23 protein-coding genes are annotated in these 21,323 nt (G+C 36.3%); 5 read left to right on the top strand and 18 right to left on the bottom strand.

The window, feature by feature from the left end; all coding sequences use genetic code 11:
• Nucleotides 1–36 precede the first annotated feature (36 nt).
• The 3 genes from M0G43_RS06255 to M0G43_RS06245 form a co-directional block, all read right to left on the bottom strand.
• Nucleotides 37–573 carry a 3-hydroxyanthranilate 3,4-dioxygenase gene (locus M0G43_RS06255; RefSeq protein ID WP_248024484.1) on the bottom strand — a complete coding sequence of 179 codons (537 nt, stop codon included), beginning with the start codon at nucleotides 571–573 and terminating at the stop codon, nucleotides 37–39.
• Nucleotides 574–697: 124 nt separating this feature from the next.
• A complete protein-coding gene (locus M0G43_RS06250) occupies nucleotides 698–1,480 on the bottom strand; it encodes an SDR family oxidoreductase (protein ID WP_248024482.1) in 783 nt (260 codons plus the stop codon).
• Between the two features lie 191 nt (nucleotides 1,481–1,671).
• Nucleotides 1,672–3,111, bottom strand: coding sequence for an aldehyde dehydrogenase (locus M0G43_RS06245; protein ID WP_248024795.1), 1,440 nt, complete (start codon nucleotides 3,109–3,111; stop codon nucleotides 1,672–1,674).
• 98 nt (nucleotides 3,112–3,209) lie between these two features.
• Between M0G43_RS06245 and M0G43_RS06240 the strand changes: the two genes are divergently transcribed.
• The gene (locus M0G43_RS06240; protein WP_248024480.1) at nucleotides 3,210–3,560 is read left to right on the top strand and encodes an SdpI family protein; all 351 of its coding nucleotides are present in this window, start codon (nucleotides 3,210–3,212) and stop codon (nucleotides 3,558–3,560) included.
• 5 nt (nucleotides 3,561–3,565) lie between these two features.
• Here M0G43_RS06240 and M0G43_RS06235 read toward each other — a convergent pair whose 3' ends face one another.
• The 3 genes from M0G43_RS06235 to kynU are packed head-to-tail and all read right to left on the bottom strand — an operon-like array spanning nucleotide 3,566 to nucleotide 6,720.
• A complete protein-coding gene (locus M0G43_RS06235) occupies nucleotides 3,566–4,000 on the bottom strand; it encodes a RidA family protein (protein WP_248024479.1) in 435 nt (144 codons plus the stop codon).
• A 52-nt stretch (nucleotides 4,001–4,052) separates the two neighbouring features.
• A complete protein-coding gene (locus M0G43_RS06230) occupies nucleotides 4,053–5,456 on the bottom strand; it encodes an FAD-dependent oxidoreductase (protein WP_248024478.1) in 1,404 nt (467 codons plus the stop codon).
• Nucleotides 5,449–6,720, bottom strand: coding sequence for a kynureninase (gene kynU / locus M0G43_RS06225; protein WP_248024477.1), 1,272 nt, complete (start codon nucleotides 6,718–6,720; stop codon nucleotides 5,449–5,451). The genes M0G43_RS06230 and kynU overlap by 8 nt, the downstream gene beginning before the upstream one ends.
• Nucleotides 6,721–6,838: 118 nt before the next feature.
• Here kynU and M0G43_RS06220 point away from each other — a divergent pair, with 118 nt between their 5' ends.
• A complete protein-coding gene (locus M0G43_RS06220) occupies nucleotides 6,839–7,258 on the top strand; it encodes a (4Fe-4S)-binding protein (protein ID WP_248024476.1) in 420 nt (139 codons plus the stop codon).
• Between the two features lie 150 nt (nucleotides 7,259–7,408).
• On the opposite strand, the gene M0G43_RS06215 is transcribed toward M0G43_RS06220, so the two are convergent.
• Entirely contained in the window at nucleotides 7,409–8,083 is a 675-nt protein-coding gene (locus M0G43_RS06215) for a hypothetical protein (protein ID WP_248024475.1), read from the bottom strand.
• A 71-nt stretch (nucleotides 8,084–8,154) separates the two neighbouring features.
• Between M0G43_RS06215 and M0G43_RS06210 the strand changes: the two genes are divergently transcribed.
• The gene (locus M0G43_RS06210) at nucleotides 8,155–8,958 is read left to right on the top strand and encodes a class I SAM-dependent methyltransferase (RefSeq protein WP_248024474.1); all 804 of its coding nucleotides are present in this window, start codon (nucleotides 8,155–8,157) and stop codon (nucleotides 8,956–8,958) included.
• 67 nt (nucleotides 8,959–9,025) lie between these two features.
• Here M0G43_RS06210 and msrA read toward each other — a convergent pair whose 3' ends face one another.
• The 3 genes from msrA to M0G43_RS06195 form a co-directional block, all read right to left on the bottom strand.
• A complete protein-coding gene (gene msrA, locus M0G43_RS06205; protein ID WP_248024473.1) occupies nucleotides 9,026–9,676 on the bottom strand; it encodes a peptide-methionine (S)-S-oxide reductase MsrA in 651 nt (216 codons plus the stop codon).
• Nucleotides 9,677–9,799: 123 nt separating this feature from the next.
• Nucleotides 9,800–10,582 (bottom strand): zinc ribbon domain-containing protein, encoded by a 783-nt coding sequence (locus tag M0G43_RS06200; protein ID WP_248024472.1) that lies wholly within the window; start codon nucleotides 10,580–10,582, stop codon nucleotides 9,800–9,802.
• A gap of 3 nt (nucleotides 10,583–10,585) precedes the next feature.
• Nucleotides 10,586–11,680, bottom strand: coding sequence for a Nif3-like dinuclear metal center hexameric protein (locus tag M0G43_RS06195; protein WP_248024471.1), 1,095 nt, complete (start codon nucleotides 11,678–11,680; stop codon nucleotides 10,586–10,588).
• A gap of 55 nt (nucleotides 11,681–11,735) precedes the next feature.
• Between M0G43_RS06195 and lpxK the strand changes: the two genes are divergently transcribed.
• A complete protein-coding gene (gene lpxK / locus M0G43_RS06190; protein ID WP_248024470.1) occupies nucleotides 11,736–12,737 on the top strand; it encodes a tetraacyldisaccharide 4'-kinase in 1,002 nt (333 codons plus the stop codon).
• Here lpxK and M0G43_RS06185 read toward each other — a convergent pair.
• The 6 genes from M0G43_RS06185 to M0G43_RS06160 all read right to left on the bottom strand — a co-directional run bounded on the left by M0G43_RS06185 (nucleotide 12,734) and on the right by M0G43_RS06160 (nucleotide 18,837).
• A complete protein-coding gene (locus tag M0G43_RS06185) occupies nucleotides 12,734–14,968 on the bottom strand; it encodes an ATP-binding protein (RefSeq protein WP_248024469.1) in 2,235 nt (744 codons plus the stop codon). The two genes, lpxK and M0G43_RS06185, sit on opposite strands and share 4 nt — an antisense overlap.
• 29 nt (nucleotides 14,969–14,997) lie before the next feature.
• Complete coding sequence (gene gap / locus M0G43_RS06180) at nucleotides 14,998–16,014, bottom strand: type I glyceraldehyde-3-phosphate dehydrogenase (protein WP_248024468.1); 1,017 nt, start codon at nucleotides 16,012–16,014, stop codon at nucleotides 14,998–15,000.
• Nucleotides 16,014–16,892 (bottom strand): lipoyl synthase, encoded by an 879-nt coding sequence (lipA, locus tag M0G43_RS06175; RefSeq protein WP_248024794.1) that lies wholly within the window; start codon nucleotides 16,890–16,892, stop codon nucleotides 16,014–16,016. The genes gap and lipA overlap by 1 nt, the downstream gene beginning before the upstream one ends.
• A gap of 77 nt (nucleotides 16,893–16,969) precedes the next feature.
• Nucleotides 16,970–17,518, bottom strand: a complete 549-nt coding sequence (locus tag M0G43_RS06170) for an RNA polymerase sigma factor (protein ID WP_248024467.1) — start codon at nucleotides 17,516–17,518, stop codon at nucleotides 16,970–16,972.
• Entirely contained in the window at nucleotides 17,509–18,627 is a 1,119-nt protein-coding gene (locus M0G43_RS06165) for a glycosyltransferase (RefSeq protein ID WP_248024466.1), read from the bottom strand. The genes M0G43_RS06170 and M0G43_RS06165 overlap by 10 nt, the downstream gene beginning before the upstream one ends.
• A 6-nt stretch (nucleotides 18,628–18,633) precedes the next feature.
• Nucleotides 18,634–18,837 carry a membrane or secreted protein gene (locus tag M0G43_RS06160; RefSeq protein ID WP_248024464.1) on the bottom strand — a complete coding sequence of 68 codons (204 nt, stop codon included), beginning with the start codon at nucleotides 18,835–18,837 and terminating at the stop codon, nucleotides 18,634–18,636.
• A 188-nt stretch (nucleotides 18,838–19,025) separates the two neighbouring features.
• Here M0G43_RS06160 and aqpZ point away from each other — a divergent pair, with 188 nt between their 5' ends.
• Entirely contained in the window at nucleotides 19,026–19,715 is a 690-nt protein-coding gene (aqpZ, locus tag M0G43_RS06155; RefSeq protein WP_248024462.1) for an aquaporin Z, read from the top strand.
• Nucleotides 19,716–19,770: 55 nt separating this feature from the next.
• Here aqpZ and M0G43_RS06150 read toward each other — a convergent pair whose 3' ends face one another.
• Complete coding sequence (locus M0G43_RS06150) at nucleotides 19,771–20,562, bottom strand: anti-sigma factor domain-containing protein (RefSeq protein ID WP_248024460.1); 792 nt, start codon at nucleotides 20,560–20,562, stop codon at nucleotides 19,771–19,773.
• 11 nt (nucleotides 20,563–20,573) lie between these two features.
• Entirely contained in the window at nucleotides 20,574–21,104 is a 531-nt protein-coding gene (locus M0G43_RS06145; protein WP_248024458.1) for an RNA polymerase sigma factor, read from the bottom strand.
• Nucleotides 21,105–21,323 lie beyond the last annotated feature (219 nt).

Here is a 21,323-nt window from a genome sequence, read left to right as displayed (position 1 = left end):
AATTTCCTGCGAAGGCAGAAATCTTTTTATTTTATCTTAATCCTCTAACTGAACTTTTTTAGGCGGCTCCATAATTTCGCCGCAATTTGGACATTTGCGTTTGCCCTTGTCACCATAATATTTGTCAAAAATGACAGGCATATCGGTCTCAATATTTTTCACCGAAAAATCCTCTTCATAAAGTTTTGTCGTACAATTTTCACAGAACCAAAGCAGCGCATCTCGCATTCCTTCAGGCCGTTTGTATTCAATTACCAAACCTACCGTATTGGCGCCGCGTTGAGGTGAATGTGGCACTTTTGGCGGCAACAAATAAATCTCGCCTTCCTTGATGTGTACATCTTTAGGCGTACCATTATCAATGATTTTCAGCACAATATCACCTTCAATCTGATAGAAAAATTCGGGTGTTTCATTGTAGTGATAATCTTTTCTGCTGTTTGGACCACCAACCACCATCACAATAAAATCACCATCTTTCCAAACGACTTTATTGCCCACAGGCGGCTTCAACAAGTGCCTGTTTTCCTCAATCCATTCCTTGAAATTTATAGGAGAAACCAAATTACTCATAATATATTTTTTTTGGGCGTTACTCTCTTTCGCTTAAGCTACAGAGAGTCGGGCTTTCGGCAGTCGCTCTCTGCGAGGAGCTCTAACAATGCCTCAATCCCTAACGCGAGATTTGACTTTAAAGTTACAAAGATTTTGTTCGACCACCATCAACAGGAAGGTTAATTCCGTTAATATAGCCTGCGCATTCACTTGCCAAAAATACCACTGCATTGGCTACTTCTTCCGGTTCGGCGAAACGTTTGGCAGGTGTGACGTTTTTCATCATTGTTTCGGCATCTTCATACGTGCCGTTTATTTTTTTTGCAACATTATGGAGTATTGAGGTGAGTCGCTCTGTCGCTGTTGCACCTGGCAAAACGTTGTTTACCGTAATTCCAAAAGGTCCAACTTCAGTTGCCAAGGTTTTACTCCAATTGGCCACAGCGCCTCGAATGGTATTGCTCACGCCCAAACCTTCAATAGGTTGTTTTACAGAGGTTGAAATCATATTGACGATACGTCCATAGCCTTCCTTTTTCATAAAAGGAATGACCGCTTGCGCGAGAATATGGTTGCATTTTAAATGTTGTGTAAACGCATTTTCAAATTCATCCAGTTCAGCATCCAAAACAGTTCCAGCTTTTGGACCGCCTGTATTGTTCACCAAAATATGGAAGCCACCGTTTTTAGTGATATATTCGGTAACCTTACTCTTCAACTCATCGGGATTTGAAAAATCTGCCACGATGTAATCGTGTTGGCGTTGTTTGGGAAGTTCTGTCAAAACGTCTTTCAGCTTGTCTTCATTTCTGGCAATGAGCGTTACTCGTGTACCTTCGTTTGCCAAACCAATGGCTGTTGCTTTTCCTATACCCGCAGTACTTCCACAGACCAATGCGTTTTTATTGTTGAGTTTTAAATCCATTTGACTAAAAGTGTTATTAATTTAATAATGAAAAGAATCGCGATAAGACTTATTAGAATTAAGTTCAAAGGTCTAATCATTATTTTCTTTGGAAGATTATTGTCCTTTTCAAATTTCCTTCGTTTCTTTTTTCTGCGCCAAAAGAATAGGCTGTCAATGAGGTCTAATATGTTGACTATTATATCGCTCATCTAATACTTTATACAAACATTCTTTGCTTCCGTAAAAAATCGCAAAGCTTCAAAACCACCTTCACGACCAACACCACTTGCCTTAACGCCTCCAAACGGTGTGCGTAAATCACGCATCATCCAAGTATTTACCCAAACGATTCCTGCTTGCAATTGGTTGCTCATTCGCATCGTTCGTTTTAAATCATTGGTCCAAAGTGTTGCAGACAACCCATACTTCACTTTATTGGCCATTTGCAAAACGTCGTCTTCAGTATCAAAAGGCATTATGGTTACCACAGGTCCAAATATTTCTTCTTGGTTTACACGGCATTCATCAGTTATGACTTCGATAACCGTTGGTTCCAAATAGTAACCATTTTCAAAGTCTTTTACGCTTACCTTATTTCCACCACAAAGAATGGTACCATTTTCTTGTTTGGCAATTTCTATGTAATCCAATACTTTTTCAAGATGCGGTTTGGACACCAAAGCACCAATATTTGTAGAGCTTTCTGATGGATGCCCAACTTTCAAAGCTTTTACTTTCTGAACAAAATCGGTTTTGAATTTTTCGTAGATGCTGCGTTCCACAAAAATACGACTGCCACAGAGACAAATTTGCCCTTGATTCGCAAAGGATGAACGAACTGTTGTTTTCAACATTGTGTCGTAATCACAATCGGCAAAAATGATATTTGGGTTTTTGCCACCCAATTCTAATGACAGTTTTTTGAACATTGGCGCAGCCACTTTGGCAATGTGTGCGCCAGTAGCTGTTCCACCTGTAAAACTGATAGCTTTGATGTCTGGATGTTCAATAATGGCTTGACCTGTGGTTGTACCAAGTCCGTGAACGATATTCAAAACGCCCTTTGGAAGACCAGCTTCTGTACAAATCTCACCAAGTAAATAGGCAGTCATTGGTGTGACTTCGCTAGGTTTTGCAACCACGCAATTTCCTGCTGCAATGGCTGGAGCAATTTTCCAAGTAAACAAATAGAGTGGAAGGTTCCAAGGCGATATGCAGCCAACCACACCGATGGGTTGTCGCAATGTGAAATTGAGGGCATCGTGACCTACACTTTCGTGACTTTCGCTCGCAAATTGGGTGATGGCATTTCCAAAAAAGCGAAAGTTGCTCGCAGCTCTTGGGATGTCCACTTCTTTTGCCAACAATACAGGTTTGCCGTTGTCCTTGCTTTCCGCTTCTGCAAAGCGCTGCAAATTGGCTTCCAGCAATTCTGAAATCTTGATGAGAATTCGACTGCGTTCTTCTAAAGTAGTTTGCGACCAACTTGGGAATGCTGACTTGGCAGCGATGTATGCATTTTCTACATCAACTTTTGAGGAATTTGGAATTTTACCATACACCTCGCCAGTTGCAGGACAAAAGTTGTCCAACCATTCATTGGATGATGGAGTTTCGTATTGACCGTTGATGTAGTTTTGAACAGAGATTGCCACGAATGCACAAGTTTCTTATGATGTTTTCAAAAATACGAATTAACAAGAAGTTTTGCTAAACATACTTCCAATGGTTTTATATCTTTGAATCAATGAATGGTCAAAATCCTTTTCCAATTATTTTATTTGTTTCAGCTATCATTATGGTTTTGATAGGTTGGATAAACTTGAAAAAAACTCCAAAATATAGTGAAGACTACAAAGGATTTACCAAATCAAAATATGAAGGTAGAAGCGAGGTACATTGGGATTTTTCACATAAATATTCAGGAAAGCTTTTCTTGAATTTTGCCTGTATCTTATTTGGACTTGGATTTATTGGATTTTTTGTTGATTTCGGGTTAATTATTGGGTTTATTGTTGCAGTAACAATTTTAGGAATCGGAGTTACGATTATTAGAATTAAGGTTGAAAATGCCTTAATGGATAAATTTGGGAAATAAACCCATCACAATTTCTTATAAGCCATCACCTTAATTTCTACCACTAAATCAGGATGAGGCAATTGATGCACCGCAACAGTAGTTCGCGTTGGGCCTGTTTCCTTATCGAAAAACTCTGCATAGGCCTTGTTGTAACCTGCAAAGTCGTTCATATTCACCAAAAAAGAGGTGACATCCACAACATCTTTTAAGGAAGCATTTTCTTTTGCAAGATTTTTTTCAATGTTCTTCAGAACTTCACGGGTTTGCACTTCGGCGTTCAATCGTTTGGTGCCCATCTCGTCTATAATGTCAACGCCTGCAATGGTATTGTCGGCTCGGCGAGAACTCGTTCCAGATACAAAAATGAAATCACCCACACGTTTTGTATGTGGATAAGCACCTCTTGGTGTGACATTTGTTCCTGTGGAGGCAGGATTCTCATTTTTTTTGTTACTCATTATTTAATATTCAATTTGTAGTTCTCGACTGCGCTCGAACTGACATTATAATTCAATGTTTAAAATTTTTGGCTACACGGTCATCATCCAAAATTTCTTCTGTGGCTGCTTTTACTTTTTCCAAAGTAGTTTTTAAATCGTCATTAAGACTGATTTCTTTGTCGGTCAGCATATTCAGAATAGCTTTATCTTGGGCACGGCCTCGCAACATAGCTTCTCTATAACCAATATCCTCATTAAATGTCACCAAAGAGTATTTTGAGGAATAGTCATCAGGAAAATGTTTTTCAAATGCCATTTCCAGATTTCTTTTTGCCCTAAAAATAGTATGATTGACGTGGCCTTTCATTTCGTGGAAATTGTCAATTGCCAAATCAGCAATGGCATCGGTATCTTTCTTACGATTTCGTTCGTAAATTTTAAAAATGGTTTCCCAATCTTGATGACCTTCATCCAGAACCTTATCAAACTCCACCACATCTTCAAAGGAAGCATTCATACCTTGTCCGTAGAAAGGTACAATGGCGTGGGCTGCATCACCCATCAGAAGTGTGTTGCCTTTATAATGCCAAGGCGAACATTTTACGGTTCCCAAGGCCGATGTTGGATTCATAAAGAAATCTTCAGCCAAGTTTGGCATCAATTCCAAGGCATCTTTAAAGTATTTTCCGAAGAATTCCACCACTTTTTCCTGTGTGGTCAGATTGTTAAAGTTGTATTCGCCTTCATCATAACTTAAAAACAGCGTGACAGTAAAGCTTCCGTCCAAATTAGGCAAAGCAATGAGCATAAAACTATCGCGTCCCCAAATGTGCAAAGCGTTTTTAAAGGTTTTATAACCACCATTTTCTGCCGGAAGAATGCTCAATTCTTTATAACCGTGTGTGAGCCAGTATTGTGAGAAACTGAACAGGAATTTTTTGCCTAAAAAGTAGCTCTTTCTCATTGCAGAACCCGCTCCATCTGTTGCAAAGATGACATCTGCATCCTCTACAAATTCGTGTTTGGTTTCGTAATCCTGAAACAATGCTGTGGTCTTTTCAAAATCGACCGATTTACATTTTTTATTGAAATGAATGGTGACATTCTCGTGTTTTTCGGCTTCGTCCAATAACAGCGCATTCAACTGACCACGAGAAATAGAATTTATGTATTCGTGCTCACGACCACTGTAAGGTGCAAAAACCGTGTTACCTTCTACATCGTGAAGCATACGACCATTCATCGGTATGCACAACTCCTTCACTTTGTCTTCGATGCTAACCAGTTTCATTGCCTTGTTACCTCTATCGGAAAACGCCAAATTGATGGAACGGCCTGCGCTGATATCAACTTTTCGTAAATCGGGACGCATTTCATAAACGGTCACGTTATAACCACGCTGACCCAATCGCAACGCCAAAAGGCTTCCGCAAAGACCTGCGCCAATGATGAGTACGTTTTGTTGTTTAGTCATTTAAAATAGCTTTCAATTTTTCAACCAAATGGTACACATCCTGAAATGAATTATACAGTGGAACAGGAGCACATCGAATCACATCTGGCTCGCGCCAATCACTTATAACGCCCGCTTCTGTCAGTTTGGTGTGCAATGATTTATCAGCATTTTTAACCTGAATCGATAGTTGGCAACCACGCTCATCAGGATTTGAAGGCGTGATAATTTTGATGATATCTTCTCCCAATTCCTTCAAAAGAAATTCAAAATAGCCAGTTAGTTTTTTAGATTTTTCGGTTAATTTTTCCATACCAACTTCAGCAAAAATATCCAACGACGCTCTAATGGCAGCCATTGAAAGAATTGGCGGGTTGCTCAATTGCCAACCTTCTGCGCCTGGCAACTGGTCAAACTCATCACGCATTTTAAAACGTGTTTCTTTTTTGTGACTCCACCAACCAGCAAAACGGTTGAGATTTTTATTGTTAGCGTGGCGTTCGTGGACAAAACATCCACCCAAACTACCAGGACCTGAATTCAAATATTTATAAGTACACCAAACTGCAAAATCAGCACCTGAATCGTGGAGATTCAATTCTACATTGCCTGCTCCGTGAGCACAGTCAAATCCGACCATACAACCATATTTATGACCCAGTTGTGTGATGCGTTTCAAATCAAAAAACTGTCCTGTGTAATAATTGACACCACCTATCATTATCAAAGTAATGTCGTCACCTTGTTTTTTTAGAATGTCTTCTAAATCATCATAGTTGGCCAATTCTTCAACTTTGCGCGCTTTCCAGAGAATCAATCCTTCTTCTGCATCAAAACCGTGATGTCTCAACTGACTTTCCACCGCATATTTATCTGAAGGAAAAGCATCGGCTTCAATCAAAATTTTATAACGTTTTTCTGTAGGTTGATAAAACGACACCATCATCAAATGAAGGTTGGCAGTCAAGGTATTCATCACCACCACTTCCAAAGGTTTTGCACCCACCACTTTTGCCATATTTTCGGTCAAAAATTCGTGGTAAGGCAACCAAGGATGTTTAGCTTCCAAATGGCCTTCAACACCCAGCTTTGCCCAGTCTTCCAATTCCTGATTGATGTAATCCTTTGTTGATTTTGGCTGTAATCCCAAGGAATTTCCGGTCATATAAATCAGTTCATTTCCATTGCTGTTTTTTGGAATATGGAAGCGTTGTCTATATGATGCCAAAACATCTTGTTGGTCTTGTTGTTTAGCGAATTCTAAACCTAATTGATAGTTGGACAAGGTGAGTTTGTTTTTCGGTTTCCCACAAAAATAAGGATTATAAATCAAGAATTAAAGCCTACATAGGGACTTAATTTGGAGTTTCTTTTTTCGTATCTTTAATCAAATTGAAATAGATATGAGCAATTCAAAAGAATATTCAAACGGAGAAGTGACCATCGTTTGGAAACCCGATTTATGCATACATTCTGGTATTTGTGTTAAAGGTTTGGGTGAAGTATTTAAGCCAAAGGAGAAACCTTGGATTAAAATCGATGCTGCAACAACTGAAGCTTTGGTTGATCAAGTTAAGGCCTGTCCTTCTGGTGCTTTAAGCTATTATATGAATGACGAAGAAAATAAGGAGGCTGAAGCGTTGGAAACTAAAGTGGAAGTCCGAGAAAATGGTCCATTATTGATCTATGGCACGCTACACATAACCCATAAAGATGGGCAAAAGGAAACCAAAAATAAGACGACTGCCTTCTGCCGTTGCGGACAATCGCATAATAAACCCTATTGCGATGGAGCGCACGTCAAGGAAAACTTCAGAGGGTAGAAAAGAGAAAGAGCTTCGACTTGATCAGTTGAAGCTCTTTAAATATATAGAGACGCATAATTGCGGAATATTCTTTTAATATCTTATATACGTCCTGTTGTTTTGATTTGGATTTTAGAAAATAGGTTTTAATAATTTTTTAACAATGGATTAATTTTTAATTATTTCAATATTAGAAAAGTAAAGTTTCCAGTTGCCTTCAGATTTTTTATGCGTTTTTGAAATTTTGATACCGCCAAAGTCTTCATAATCTTCCCAAGTAGTTATCATCGATGGTTCTTTTGAGTTTCCTTTTCTAAAAACCCATTCTTTCACCATATAATCATCGTCAAAATAAAAGTCATAGGCATCGCCAGGTGTGTAGCCACCTTCGTTAGGGTATGTCAAAGTGATTTTGTTTAAAGATTTTGAACTGATAGGAGCATTTTCTGTGGAGATTTCAGAAATAGTGGCAGAAGTATCCCAAACCAATTGAAATGGCGCCAACAACCAATATTTGTCATTGATAAAACCTTTGTCAGCATTTAGAGATGTGCTGTCTACAGCGCTTCTATTGTATGCTATGGTGTCGTTATTTGAAATAGAAACTACATCGCCAGTTTTTGGCTTCCAACTCCAAGTACGCTCAAAATGCGTAGTGTCTCTATCGACATTAAAAGTAAAATTGATTTGTGAAACATTGTTCCAACGTTGAAATCCGCTTGCATTCGCGATTTTTTGGGCTATGGATAGCTCTTCTTCAATAGGTTTGGGTTCAGTTTTCTGGTCTGACTTACAAGATGTGAATACGGCGAGACCTAAAAGTAAAATAAATGCTCTGTTCATACTATTTTTTTTCAAATGTATAAATTTATCTGCCCAACTTGATGTAAATTAGAGGTATAAATTGGTTTAAAATGGGAGATGCTAATGATTACTTCCGAATAAATAAAGTCACTTGGAATGAAAAAGTAAAAATTCACTCTGAAAGTGATATGTATGATTTGAAAGCTTTTAAAGAAGGCAAATCTTCCTTGATGCCCTATGAATTAAAAGCTTTGGAAGATGTTAATGGAAAATCGTTACTTCACTTACAATGTCATTTTGGACAGGACACTTTAAGCTTCAGTAGGATGGGAGCGAAGTGCGTAGGTGTCGATTTAAGTGATGAAGGTATTAAATTGGCGCAAAAGCTAAATGAAGAATTGGGTTTGGATGCCGATTTTTTCTGTTGCAACGTTTTGGATACTTCAAAATATATCAAAGATAGTTTTGATATTGTTTTTACCAGTTATGGTGTCATAGGTTGGTTGCCAGATTTGAAACCTTGGGCTAAAGTTATCTCTGAAAGATTAAAAAAGGGAGGTACTTTCTTTATGGCCGAATTTCATCCGATTGTTTGGATGTTTGATTATGACAATGGAAGTAGCGAAATGAAATATGGTTATATGCAGAAGGAAGCCATCTATGTTGAATATGAAGGAACATATGCAGACAAAGCGTCAAAGATGGTAAGTCGAGAATACGGATGGAATCACGGACTTGGTGAGGTTGTGACTTGCTTAACCGAGGCAGGGTTGCACATTGAATATTTAAGGGAATATTATGAAAGTCCGTATGATGTATTGCCAAATTTGGTTCAGACCGATTCTGGAATGTATGTGATGAAAGAAAAATTGTATCCTTTGATATTTACTTTAAAGGCTACAAAAAAGACATAAAAAAACCTGACAGGTTTCCGAAACCTGTCAGGTTTGAGAATTTATGGCGTTTGTTATCCTGGACAAATTAATCTTTAACCAATTCAGGGAACTTTGCCTTAAACCGATTTAATCTCGGCACAGATACATTTTTGATGTAAGGGTCATTTGGGTGTAAACGTTCATAGTTCTGATGATAATCTTCAGCAACCCAAAACTTTTGAAACGGATAGACTTCTGCGGCAACTTTCTTATCAAGTTTTTTTGCAAGAGCATCCTTCTTCTTTAGAATAATCTGTTTTTGTTCATCATTTTGATAGAATATAATGGAGCGATATTGCGAACCAATGTCATTACCTTGTCCATTAACTTGAGTTGGATTTTGAGTACCAAAATACACATCTACCAAGGTTGAAAAGCTCACCACTTTAGGGTCGTAAATTACTTCAACAGCTTCAGCGTGGCCTGTTTTTCCTGTATTGCTCGATTCATAACTTGGATTTTTTGTATGACCGCCTGAATAGCCACTAATCACATCTTTTACGCCTTTAACGTGTTCATAAATGGCCTCCACGCACCAAAAACATCCACTCGCAAAATACGCTCTGGCCTTTCCGTTTTCTAATGGGACTTCCACAGGTTTTGCGTTGATGATTTCTTGCTGTTTTGTATGGTTCTGGGCTTGATTTTGGCAATTAAAAAGAAATACAAGCGATAGCGATAATAATATACGTGTCATAAAAAGTTTTTCTTTATAGTCGAAACAATTGAAATGTCCTTAAAATAATTTTGTGAAAGTTTACTTAAAAAAAAGCCCTTGCAAAATTTCACAAGGGCTTTTCAACTATATACTGGTTTGTTATTAGCTTAATTTTGCAAACAATTTTTCCATTTTGGCTTTTTCTTCTTCAGCCAATTGTGCATCTACCAAAATACGTCCACTATGCTCATCAGTGATCACTTTTTTGCGAGAAGCAATCTCAACTTGCATTTGTGGTGGAATGGTGAAGAATGAACCTCCAGAAGCACCTCTTTCGATAGCAACAACTGCCAATCCATTTTTTACATTCTTACGGATTCTTTGGTATGCAGAAACCAAGCGCTCATCAATTTGCTCTTGATATTCTTTTGATTTTTCAATTAAGGCGTTTTCTTCTTTTTCAGTTTCACCCAAAATGGCGTTTAGCTCACCTTTTTTGTGTTTCAAATGACTTTGACGATCTTTCAAACGTTCTTTGGTTTCAGAAATCACCTCTTTTTTCTGTTCGATTTGAACTTTAAATTCTTTGATATGCTTTTCGGCCAATTGAATTTCCAATTCCTGGAATTCAATTTCTTTAGTGATAGAGTTGAATTCTCTATTGTTTCTAACGTTCTTTTGCTGTTCAGAATATTTCTTTATAAGAGCTCTAGCTTCTTCGATCAAATTCTTTTTTGCTTTGATATCATTATCAATCAATTCCAAAGTAGAATTCAATTTTTCAATTCTAGTGTTTAAGCCTTCAACTTCATCTTCAAGGTCTCTAACTTCAAGTGGAAGTTCTCCTCTGATGTTTCTGATTTCATCCACACGTGAGTCTATCAATTGTAAATCATACAATGCTCTCAATCGTTCTTCTACAGTTAGTTCAGCTTTTTTTGCCATATTTTATAAATACTTTACAGGATTGGTATTCGTCATTGATAAAACGACTGCAAAATTAGTAAATTTTTCTGATAGATAATCAGCTAAAAAGTTTTTTGTGAACTGTTCGCTTTCATAATGTCCAATATCTGCCAAAATTATTTGCCCTTCTGCCGAAAAAAAATCGTGATACTTTAGGTCTGAAGTGATTAAAACATCTGCATTTGCTGACTTTGAGGCAGGAATTGCGAAACTTCCTGAACCTCCCAAAACAGCAATTCTCTTTACAGATTTTTTAATGATTTCTGAATGTCTAATAACGGAAACATTCATTTTTTGTTTTAAAAACGTCAGAAAATCGTGAATCGGTAGCTCTTTTTCGAGTTCGCCAATCATTCCCATACCTATGGTTTGATTGTAATTATCTAAAGTTGTGACCTCAAAAGCCACTTCTTCGTAAGGATGGTTATTGAATAAAGCATTCAGGACTTTTGATTCTAAATGTTTCTGAAACGTGACCGTTATTTTGGTTTCTTTTTCTTCGTGCAACTCACCTCTGTTACCTTTTGTAGGATTTGAATTGTCGTTGCCTTGATAAGTTCCTGTTCCTTCGGTGTTGAAACTGCAATTTTCATAATTGCCAATAGAACCAGCTCCAGTTTGAAAAAGTGCCTGTCGTAATGATGCAGCATTTTCTGTTGGAACATAAGTGGTCAGCATTTTTATGGTGCCTTGTTTTGGCAACAGAATTTTTTTGTTTGAAAGGCCCAGTTTATTACAGATGATGTCATTGACACCTTGTAAACAATTATCCAAAGCCGTATGGATCGCAAAAATGGCAATGTTGTTTTGAATGGCTTTGATGACAACTCTTTCAACATAAGAATTGCCATTGATTTTTTTCAAACCCTTGAAAATTATCGGATGAAAACTGACAATCAAATTACAGTTGTTTTCGATGGCTTCATCCACCACACTTTCCAATGTGTCGAGCGTTACCAAAACCCCTTTTACTCCATCATTTTTATTTCCTACCAACAATCCGACGTTATCAAAATCTTCCGCATAATGCAAAGGCGCCAATTTTTCTAGGTGATTGATAACATCTTGGATAATCATATTATTTTTGATTTTTAGGTTCATCACAAAGATAAAATATTATATTTTCGTTATTGTGAAAATATTGAGATACATCCTTTTTCCTATAGTTCCCATATATTTCTTGGTGACGTGGATTCGCAATAAATTTTATGATTACGGCATATTTAAATCGACCGAATTTAAGGTAGCAACCATATGTGTTGGAAATTTGAGTGTTGGAGGAACAGGAAAAACGCCAATGATTGAATATTTGATTCGGTTATTGAAGGCTGATTTTCAATTGGCAACTTTAAGCAGAGGTTATAAGCGTTCAACCAAAGGATTTATGCTGGCCGATGAATCTTCAAATGCTTCAACTTTAGGGGACGAGCCTTTTCAGTTTTACAATAAATTCAAGGAGATTGTTGTGAGCGTTGATGAAGACAGGCGTAATGGAATTTCAAGACTATTGCAGCTAGACGAGCAGCCTGACATCATTTTATTGGATGATGCTTACCAACATCGAAAAGTAAAAGCTACTTTCAATATTTTGTTGACAGCCTATCACAACCTTTACAGTGAAGATATAGTGCTTCCTACAGGAGATTTGAGAGAACCTCGAAGTGGTGCAAAGCGCGCAGATTTTATTGTGGTCACCAAATGTCCTGATTCGCTATCGGAAGGTGATAAATTGAAAATAATTAAATCTTTAAAGCCTAGAAATTACCAAGAAGTGTTTTTCAGTAGTATTGCTTATTCAGATAAGATCAAGAATAATGCTGAAGAAAATAGTCTAGCATTTCTTGCTCAAAAGGAGTTTACACTTGTAACAGGAATTGCCAACGCCCAACCACTGGTTGATTTCTTAAAGTCGAAAAATTTGAGCTTTGAGCATCTGAATTATGATGACCATCATAATTTCACATCAAAAGAAATTGAAGATTTAAAATCGAAAAAATTCATCCTTACGACTGAAAAAGATTTTGTTCGTCTATCTCCAAATTTTGAAGACAAAAATCAACTGTTTTTTCTACCGATTGAATTGACAATTGATAGACCAGAAGTTTTCGCCAAAATTATTAAGAGTAAAATTTAAACCGAAGGCGTCGTATTTTCATTAGCTCTCAAAGCAGAAAATAGCTTTCTTTCAAAATCCTCTTGCTTGAATGGTTTCGATATGATATCATCAAAGCCAGCTTCTTCAAATTCGTGCATCTTATCGTCGATGGTTACAGCAGTCAGCGCGAAAATAGTCAACTCCTTATCAAAAGTTCGAATGATTTTAGTAGCTTCCAGTCCGCTGATGCCTGGCATATGAATATCCATCAGTACAACATCGTAACGCTCTTGTTTTACACGTTCAACAGCTTCTTCACCATTGTCGACAACATCACAATAAAGATCCATTTTGTTCAGAATCTTTTTAGTAATCATTTGATTGATTTTGTTGTCTTCCACAACCAAAATTTTGATATTACTTAATTCCACTGCCTCGATGTTTTTATAATGTTTAGGTTTTTCTTCTACTGCTACAGTTTCTGATGAATAGGTAAGAGGTATCTCAAAGAAGAATGTAGTGCCTTTACCGAGTTCACTCTTTAGATAAATTTTACCCTTTAAAATCTCTATAAGTCCTTTTACGATGGAAAGTCCAAGTCCTGTACCTCCGTATTTTCTGTTGATTTGTATAGAACCTTGAGAAAAACTTTCGAACATATGTTCTTGTTTTTCCTTGGTGATACCTATACCATTATCTTCAATCTCAAATCGAAGCGTATAAATATCGTGAACTTGGTTTATTTTGTAAACCCTTACCCAAATGTCACCATCTTTTGTAAACTTAATGGCATTACCGATCAAGTTTATCAATATTTGAGATATCTTCAATTGGTCTGCAACAAAGTTTGAAGGCAACCCGTCTTCATATTCGTAATGCATTTTGACATTATTGTCCAACGCAGAATTATTGAGTGCTGAAACGACATTTTCAACTTTTTTCTTTAAGTTGAATAGTTCTGGATCCAATTCAACTTTATTGGCTTCAATCTTGTTGATCTGTAAGATGTCATTGATGAAGGTCAACAAATAATCACCGGAAAATTTTAAAGATTTCAAATGCTGAACCTGTTCTGGTTTTGGGTTCTCGTCCAACAGCATATTGGTCAAACCAGTCACTGCATACAGTGGCGTTCTTAACTCGTGAGTCACAGTTGAAAGGAAATTGGCCTTGGTCTTTGACGCGAGTTCGGCCTTTTCCTTCGCAACAACCAATTCATCATGCTTTTTGTGAAGCATGTTGTTGGTTTTCAGTCTAATATTATTGTTTTTGTATAATGATAATGTCAGCAATGATAAAATAGTAATAAGCGCAATACTCAAAATGGTTGTGATACGAGTCAAATTATTTGAAGCGTCTGCTTCTTCAAGCTTCACTTCCATCTGCTTTTTTTCAGCTTCGTGGTAGTCATTGATAAACTGAATCTTATTTTCTGGGGATAAATTTTCACGCTTGATATCCAAAATAGAATCAGAAAGATGAATATGCTTTTTCAGGTAATCATTGGCCAGCTTATAGTTTTTAGTATTCTCATATATTTCACTCAACGTAGAATAGCTGTCGTTAATGTTCTCGATGATGTTATTGTTCTTGGCTATTTGCATACCCTCATTTGCCATAGACAAACCAACTTCATCGTTACCCATGAGACTTGATACCTTTCCGCTATAAATCAAAGCACTGCTCAATACCTTATTTTGATTGTATTTTTTAGCAAGAATAATTGATTTTTCCAACAAGGATTTTGCGGTTTGATATTCGCCCATTTGAATATATACTTTGGCTTCATTTAGGGTAATGTCGGAAATATTTGCCTCTAAATCCTCTTCTTCGAATTTTGTTTTGGCAGAATTAAAATAGTCTAAAGCATTTTGATATTCTTTTTTGCTTGCATGCAAGATACCACGCACGTTGTAGGTAATTGCCAGGTTTGGATAGTCACTTATCTCTCTTTGTATTTCGGCTGCCTTTGTTAAAGAAATAAATGCCTTTTCAGGCTCTTCTACAGTATATTGAAGTTTGGCTATTTTAGTATGAAGAATACCTTGACTTTTTTTGTCTTGAATTTGCTCCGCAAGAATTAAAGCTTTAGCCAAATTATCATTGGCGCTATAATAATCACCACGTTCGGTTTCGAGTTCAGAGTGAGATATGTAGTTCTCAATGCGCATTTTAAGCACCTCAATATCTTCATTTTGGGCATTTTGTGAAAAGCCCAAAGAGGTCAGCCCAATGAAGAGGACAATTATAAAGTAGTTGATATGGGACATTTTAAACAACTTTTAATGAACAAATATAATTATTTATTCGATAAAAAGTTCTTTTTGTCCGATAAATTGCAAATTAAATCTAAAATTCTACTAGAATAGCCAGTTTCATTATCATACCAACCTACTATTTTTACCATGTTTCCAATCACCGAAGTCATTTGCGAATCGAAAATACAAGAATTTTTGTTTCCTATAATATCAATAGAAACAATGGGATCTTCAGTGTATTCTAAAATACCTTTGAGGTAAGTTTCTGATGCTTTCTTAAAAGCTGAATTGATGTCTGAAATTGATACATCGTCAACTACATTAAAGGTAATATCCGTGAGTGATCCGTTGGCGACGGGCACTCTGATGCCGCAACCACCAATCACTTCAGAAAGCTCTGGGAAAATTTTTGTCAATGCTTTCGCTGCACCTGTTGTTGTAGGCACTATTGATTGTCCAGCAGCACGTGCACGTCTCAAGTCTTTATGCGGTTGATCGTGAAGACTTTGATCTGTTGTATAAGAATGGATGGTTGTGATATAAGCCTGTTTGATTTTGCACAAACGATTGATGACTTCAATCATTGGGGCTGCATTATTTGTAGTGCAGGAAGCGTTTGATATGATGGTTTCATCACCATTTAATACGTTGTCATTAACTCCAATTACTACCGTTTTGATTTCATCTTCAATGGGAGGAACTGATAGAATAACCTGCTTGGCTCCGTTGACAATATGATTCTGAAGAACGTTTGATGTTTTGAATTTTCCTGAAGATTCAATTACAAAATCCACATTATAAGTTTTCCAATTGATGTCCTTCGGATGTGTGTGATTCAACAGCGGAATTTTTATCCCATCCACAATAATATGCTGTTCGTCATATGAAATAGAGCTTTGGGAGATACCATGAATGCTATCGTATTTCAATAAATGGCTTAAAGTTTTCGAATCAGCCAAGTCATTAATGGCCACAACTTCTATATCATTTCGCTCTTGAATCAGTCTAAAAACACGTCTGCCAATTCGACCAAATCCGTTAATGCTGACTCTTATCATCAATCGATGTGTTTTTGAGCTCTGTAAGAGGACCTTACCAACGCACTGCTTTCAACATGCCTAAAACCTAAATCGAGACCAATTTGTTGATATTCTTCAAACTGTTCTGGTAAGATGAATTGTTTTACAGGCAAATGCTTTTTGCTAGGCTGCAAATATTGACCTATGGTCACCACATCTACGCTATTGGCTTTTAAATCATAAAGTGTTTCAATCACTTCTTCTCTAGTTTCGCCGAGGCCAAGCATGATTCCCGACTTTGTACGTCTTTGTCCTTGAGACTTTAAATATTTCAAAACTCCAAGACTTCGATCATATTTGGCTTGAATTCGTACTTCTCGTGTTAGCCTTCTGACAGTTTCAATATTATGCGAAACCACTTCTGGAGCTACTTCAATTATTCTATCGATATGTTGTTCAATCCCTTGGAAATCCGGAATCAAGGTTTCCATGGTTGTTTGTGGGTTCATTCGTCTCACAGCCTTGACCGTTTCTGCCCACATAATGCTTCCCATATCTTTCAAATCATCTCGATCAACACTGGTCAAAACAGCATGTTTTATGTTCATAATACGAATGGAACGGGCTACTTTTTCAGGTTCATCCCAATCAACAGTTTCTGGACGACCAGTTTTAACGCCACAAAAACCGCAAGAACGCGTGCAAACATTGCCTAAAATCATAAATGTGGCAGTACCTTCTCCCCAACATTCACCCATATTAGGACAGCTTCCCGACGTACAAATAGTATTTAGTTTGTACTTGTCTACCAAACCTCTTAATTCAGTATATTTTTTTCCTGTGGGAAGCTTTACTCGCAACCATTTGGGCTTTGCTTGACGCTCAGGGAGTATATTTGAGACAGTTTCTGAATCCATGTAGTAAGTCTTCAATTTGATTTGCAAAGATACGAATTTAAAATTCCAAAAAAGGCGTGATATTTCATTCTATATCGTCACTTTTTCTTGATGATTTCTGCCAATAATTTCTTGGCGCGCAACAGTTTTACTTTCACATTGTTGATGGGTTCATTAAGCTCTTCGGAAATTTCCAAATAGCTCAATTCCTGAAAATAGCGAAGATTTATAACTTGTTGATAGTGAGGTTTTAATTTTTTTATATCGCGTAGCAGTTTGGCGAGATTTTGTTCTGTAATCAATTCATCTTCAGGGGAAGGAGATTCATCGATGATATCAAAGAAATCATCATCGTTTCTTTTATTTGTAGTATTGGAAATGGAGGATTTTCTTTTTCTCAACAAATCTATGTGAATGTTTTTTGAAATTGTGATTAACCACGTTTTGAACTCGTACTCTTCCTTGTAAGTAGCGATTTTGTCGAAAGCCTTCGAGAAGGTTTGTATTGTTATATCTTCTGCATCGTTTTCATTTTCAGTTCGCTTCAATTGAAATCCATAGATATCGTTCCAATATTTATCCAATAAAAAATTGAATGCTATTTGATCATTTTTCTTGGCTTTTTCAATCGCTGTTTTTACTTCCAATGATTTGGTTTTGAAGTGAGATTCTGCATAAAGATAGATAATTGGGCAATAACTAAAAACATTTCCAAAAGTGGAAAGTAAAAAATCAAGTCTTTTTCATTTAATTTTTTTGAAGCAAAAATCAAGCTCAAATAGAGAATGACATACCTCAAAACGATAATGCCTATTAAAAACTGCCAATAGATTGATGCACTTATCAGTACAATGGCAAGAATGAAAAAGCTCAACTGCGATACGTAAAAAACAACCAACATAGTTTTATGTATTGCCTTGTAATATTTGGCAGTGCTTATATGCCTTCTTTTTTGTAAAAGCCAATCAGAATATGTTTTTTTGGGTATTGATTCTGTAAAACTCTCTTTCTCATAGCAGAGAGAAACATTGGTAGGCGTAGCAGTTTCATTTACAAAAAGATCGTCGTCCCCAGATTTTATATTCATATGATTCATAAAACCGCGAGCTTCAAAGAAGACTTCTTTTGTATAAGCCAAGTTTCTTCCTACGGCCATATAAGGTTTGCCTATTTTAGCATAAGAGAAATACTGAACAGCAGTGATTAGAGTTTCATATCGGATCAACTTGTTCAAAAATGATTTTGGTTCCTTTTTGTACGCTCCATAACCAATAATGATTGAAGCTTTATTTGAAAAATGACTGCTCATTTGTTTTATCCACTGATTGGAAAGCGGTTTACAATCAGCATCCGTGAATAGAAGATGATTGTATGAAGCGGCTTTGATGCCCAAAGTCAATGCATATTTTTTATTGCCCCAAAAAGCTTCGATACTCTTAACATTTACAATTTTGATATTGTTGAATTCTGCTTTGAAGTCCTCCATGACTTTCAAAGTTTTGTCGTTTGAACTATCATTGATAAGGACTACCTCAAATTTTGGATAATCTTGCTTAAGAATTATAGGAAGAAATTTTTTCAGGTTTTTGGCCTCATTTTTGGCACAAATTATAACAGAAATTGGAAAATTTGCGTTGGTGGAATTATAATTTCCTTTTTTTGTAAAGGAAAATTTCCCGAATATAAAACCGTAAAAAACTATTTGAGTAAATACAACTACTACAAAAATGTAGAACAGAATTTCAAAAATCAGCATGAATGCCTATGAATGTTGAGGTTCACTACAATTTTTATATTCATCTGGAGTCCTGCCACAAAATCCACAAGTTTCTCCTTCTTTGTTAATCATAGGGTTTTGGCTTGCACAAGTTCCTGCAAATTTTCCATCTTTTTTTGCCCAGAGCTTAATGGCAATGCCAGCTATGCCAATTCCTAAAAGTATGAATGTAATTAGAAGCAGCTTCATTATATGATGTTTTGTGCAAAGATATAACATTTTAAGCTATTTGATAAATAATCAATTGTAAGATATTACCTTAAAGAAAACTCTTTAAGCATGTAAAAATGAACAAATTATGTGACTTTTTAACATTTCTTCTGTCTAACGAAATAGAATTAATACTTTTAAAGATACTAACATTAAACTTATCAGTTATGAAAAAATTGTTCGCAGAGTTCTTTGGAACTTTTTGGCTTGTTTTTGGTGGATGTGGTAGCGCAATCTTTGCGGCTGCGTTTCCAGAATTGGGTATTGGCTTTGTAGGAGTTGCTTTAGCCTTTGGTTTAACGGTTTTAACGATGGCTTATGCAGTAGGTCATATTTCTGGGGCACATTTTAATCCTGCCGTGAGCATCGGGTTGTGGGCAGGAGGAATGTTTCCAGCCAAAGATTTATTAGGCTATATTGTTGCTCAAGTGATTGGCGGCATTGCGGCTGCGGGACTTTTATTTTTGATTATAAGTGGAAAATCTGATTTTGTGGATATAGGAAGTTTTGCCGCTAATGGTTATGGTGAGCTTTCACCAGGAGGCTATAGTATGACATCAGTTTTGATAACAGAATTCACACTAACCTTATTTTTCTTATTGATTATTTTAGGCAGTACTTATCCTAAAGCTCCTGCTGGTTTTGCAGGGATTGCCATTGGTTTGGCTTTAACTTTGATTCATTTGATCAGTATTCCTATTTCGAATACTTCTGTAAATCCGGCAAGATCTACAAGTCAAGCTTTATTTGCTGGTGGAGAGTTTACTTCTCAATTATGGCTTTTTTGGATAGCTCCTATTGCAGGTGCCTTGGTTGCGGGTTTGATTCATAAAACTATGCTGAATAAAGAGTCTTAATAGGTCCAATAAAAAAAGCCACTCATGCGAGTGGCTTTTTTTTAAAAGAATATATTTATTTATTTTTTAGAGATATTTCTGCAACCGAATTTTCAGCAGTAGCTTTATTAGTAGTGCCATTTTTATTCTCAATTGTAATGCTTAATCCCAATGCATTTTCCATGTATGGAATCGATTTAAGATTTCTGTCATTGACATCCAAAATTCCTAAACTTACCATTTTATCTTGCAGTTCCGCCCAAATCTGAAATTGCTGCTCTTCGGGTAATTTTGGTAAAGAAACCACATCAATCATGGAAGTTTTATCAATTGGATTAATGTAAGCGACAGTTTTTAAATCTTTCGCTCTAGAATTTCCACGCAATACATATTTTTCCGTTTCGGGATTATTCAATTTTTGAAATTGAAGCATAACGTTGTCAAGCTTAGAATTGTAGCTGTCAATGTCACTTCGCAGGTCAAATATTTCATCCACAACTACTTGATTTTCTTCAATCAACACCATGTTTTTCTGATAGAGAAGAAAAGCCAAAACAGCAAAACCAATTGCTGCAAAACTGGCTGCAATACTATACCAAGGAGTTTTTTGCTTTGGTGAATTTAGAGAAATCACTGGTTTTTCCTCTATATCTTTAAGTACAGAAGCCAACATATGCTTTGGCGCTTCAACAGAATTTGATTTCGCAATGATCTCTAGATTATCTTGTAAACGGTTGTATTCCTCTTCGATTTCAGGATAGTCTGAAATATAGTGTTCAACTTCCACTGATTCTGCAATAGAAGTGTCGCCCAATATATATTTGTCTATTAGGCCAGAGTTAATAAATGCTTGTAATTTTTTTTCCATTTTCTTGATTATTATGGATCGTAAACCTTTTTTAGCTCTCGCAATCCAATTTTTAATCTAGACTTTATAGTACCCAACGGAATATCCAATTCCTCGCTTGCCTCTTGCTGTGTTAAACCCTCAAAAAACAGTGCGTTCAACACAATTTGATACTTATTGTCCAGTCGTCCAACATGCTCTCTCAAATCAATAACATCTTGATTTAAGTTCTGGGTTGGTAGAATATATACGTTTGATTTGTCGATTTGGACTTCTTTCTCAAAACGGTTGTTAAAACTTCTCAATTTATCTATGGCAGTATTTTTAGCAATACGATATAACCAAGTAAACAATTTCGCTTTTGAGGAATCGTATCGTTTTGAGTTTTTCCAAATTTTGACGAAGCTTTCCTGCAGAGCATCTTGAGCAATTTCTTCGTTTCGTGTAATTTTTAAAATGACACCGTAAAGACTATCTGCATAATTTTCATATAACAAGTTTAATGCCTGTTTATCTCCATTTTCGAGGAGTTTTACAATATGTTGTTCTAATGAGGTGCTCAAGATTTATTTTTTTACTGGGAAAAAATCCAAATGTAGTTTTTAAACGTATATATTAAAGTGGGTAAAATTAGTAAATATAACAGAACAGTATTTTAAATTGAATATTGTTTTTTTAAAATATAGAATGTAATTTTTTCTTCCTTAAAAGAATTGATTAATAGCTTTTTCAAATTAATTACATCTATTAAATCAAAGAGTTTCAATAAAAAGTTGGAACTC

The sequence above is a fragment of the Subsaxibacter sp. CAU 1640 genome (assembly GCF_023156585.1).
Lineage (GTDB): Bacteria > Bacteroidota > Bacteroidia > Flavobacteriales > Flavobacteriaceae > JBPOFM01.
The sequence above is the reverse complement of the archived record's forward strand: the minus strand, read 5'-3'. Positions and strand labels throughout refer to the sequence as shown.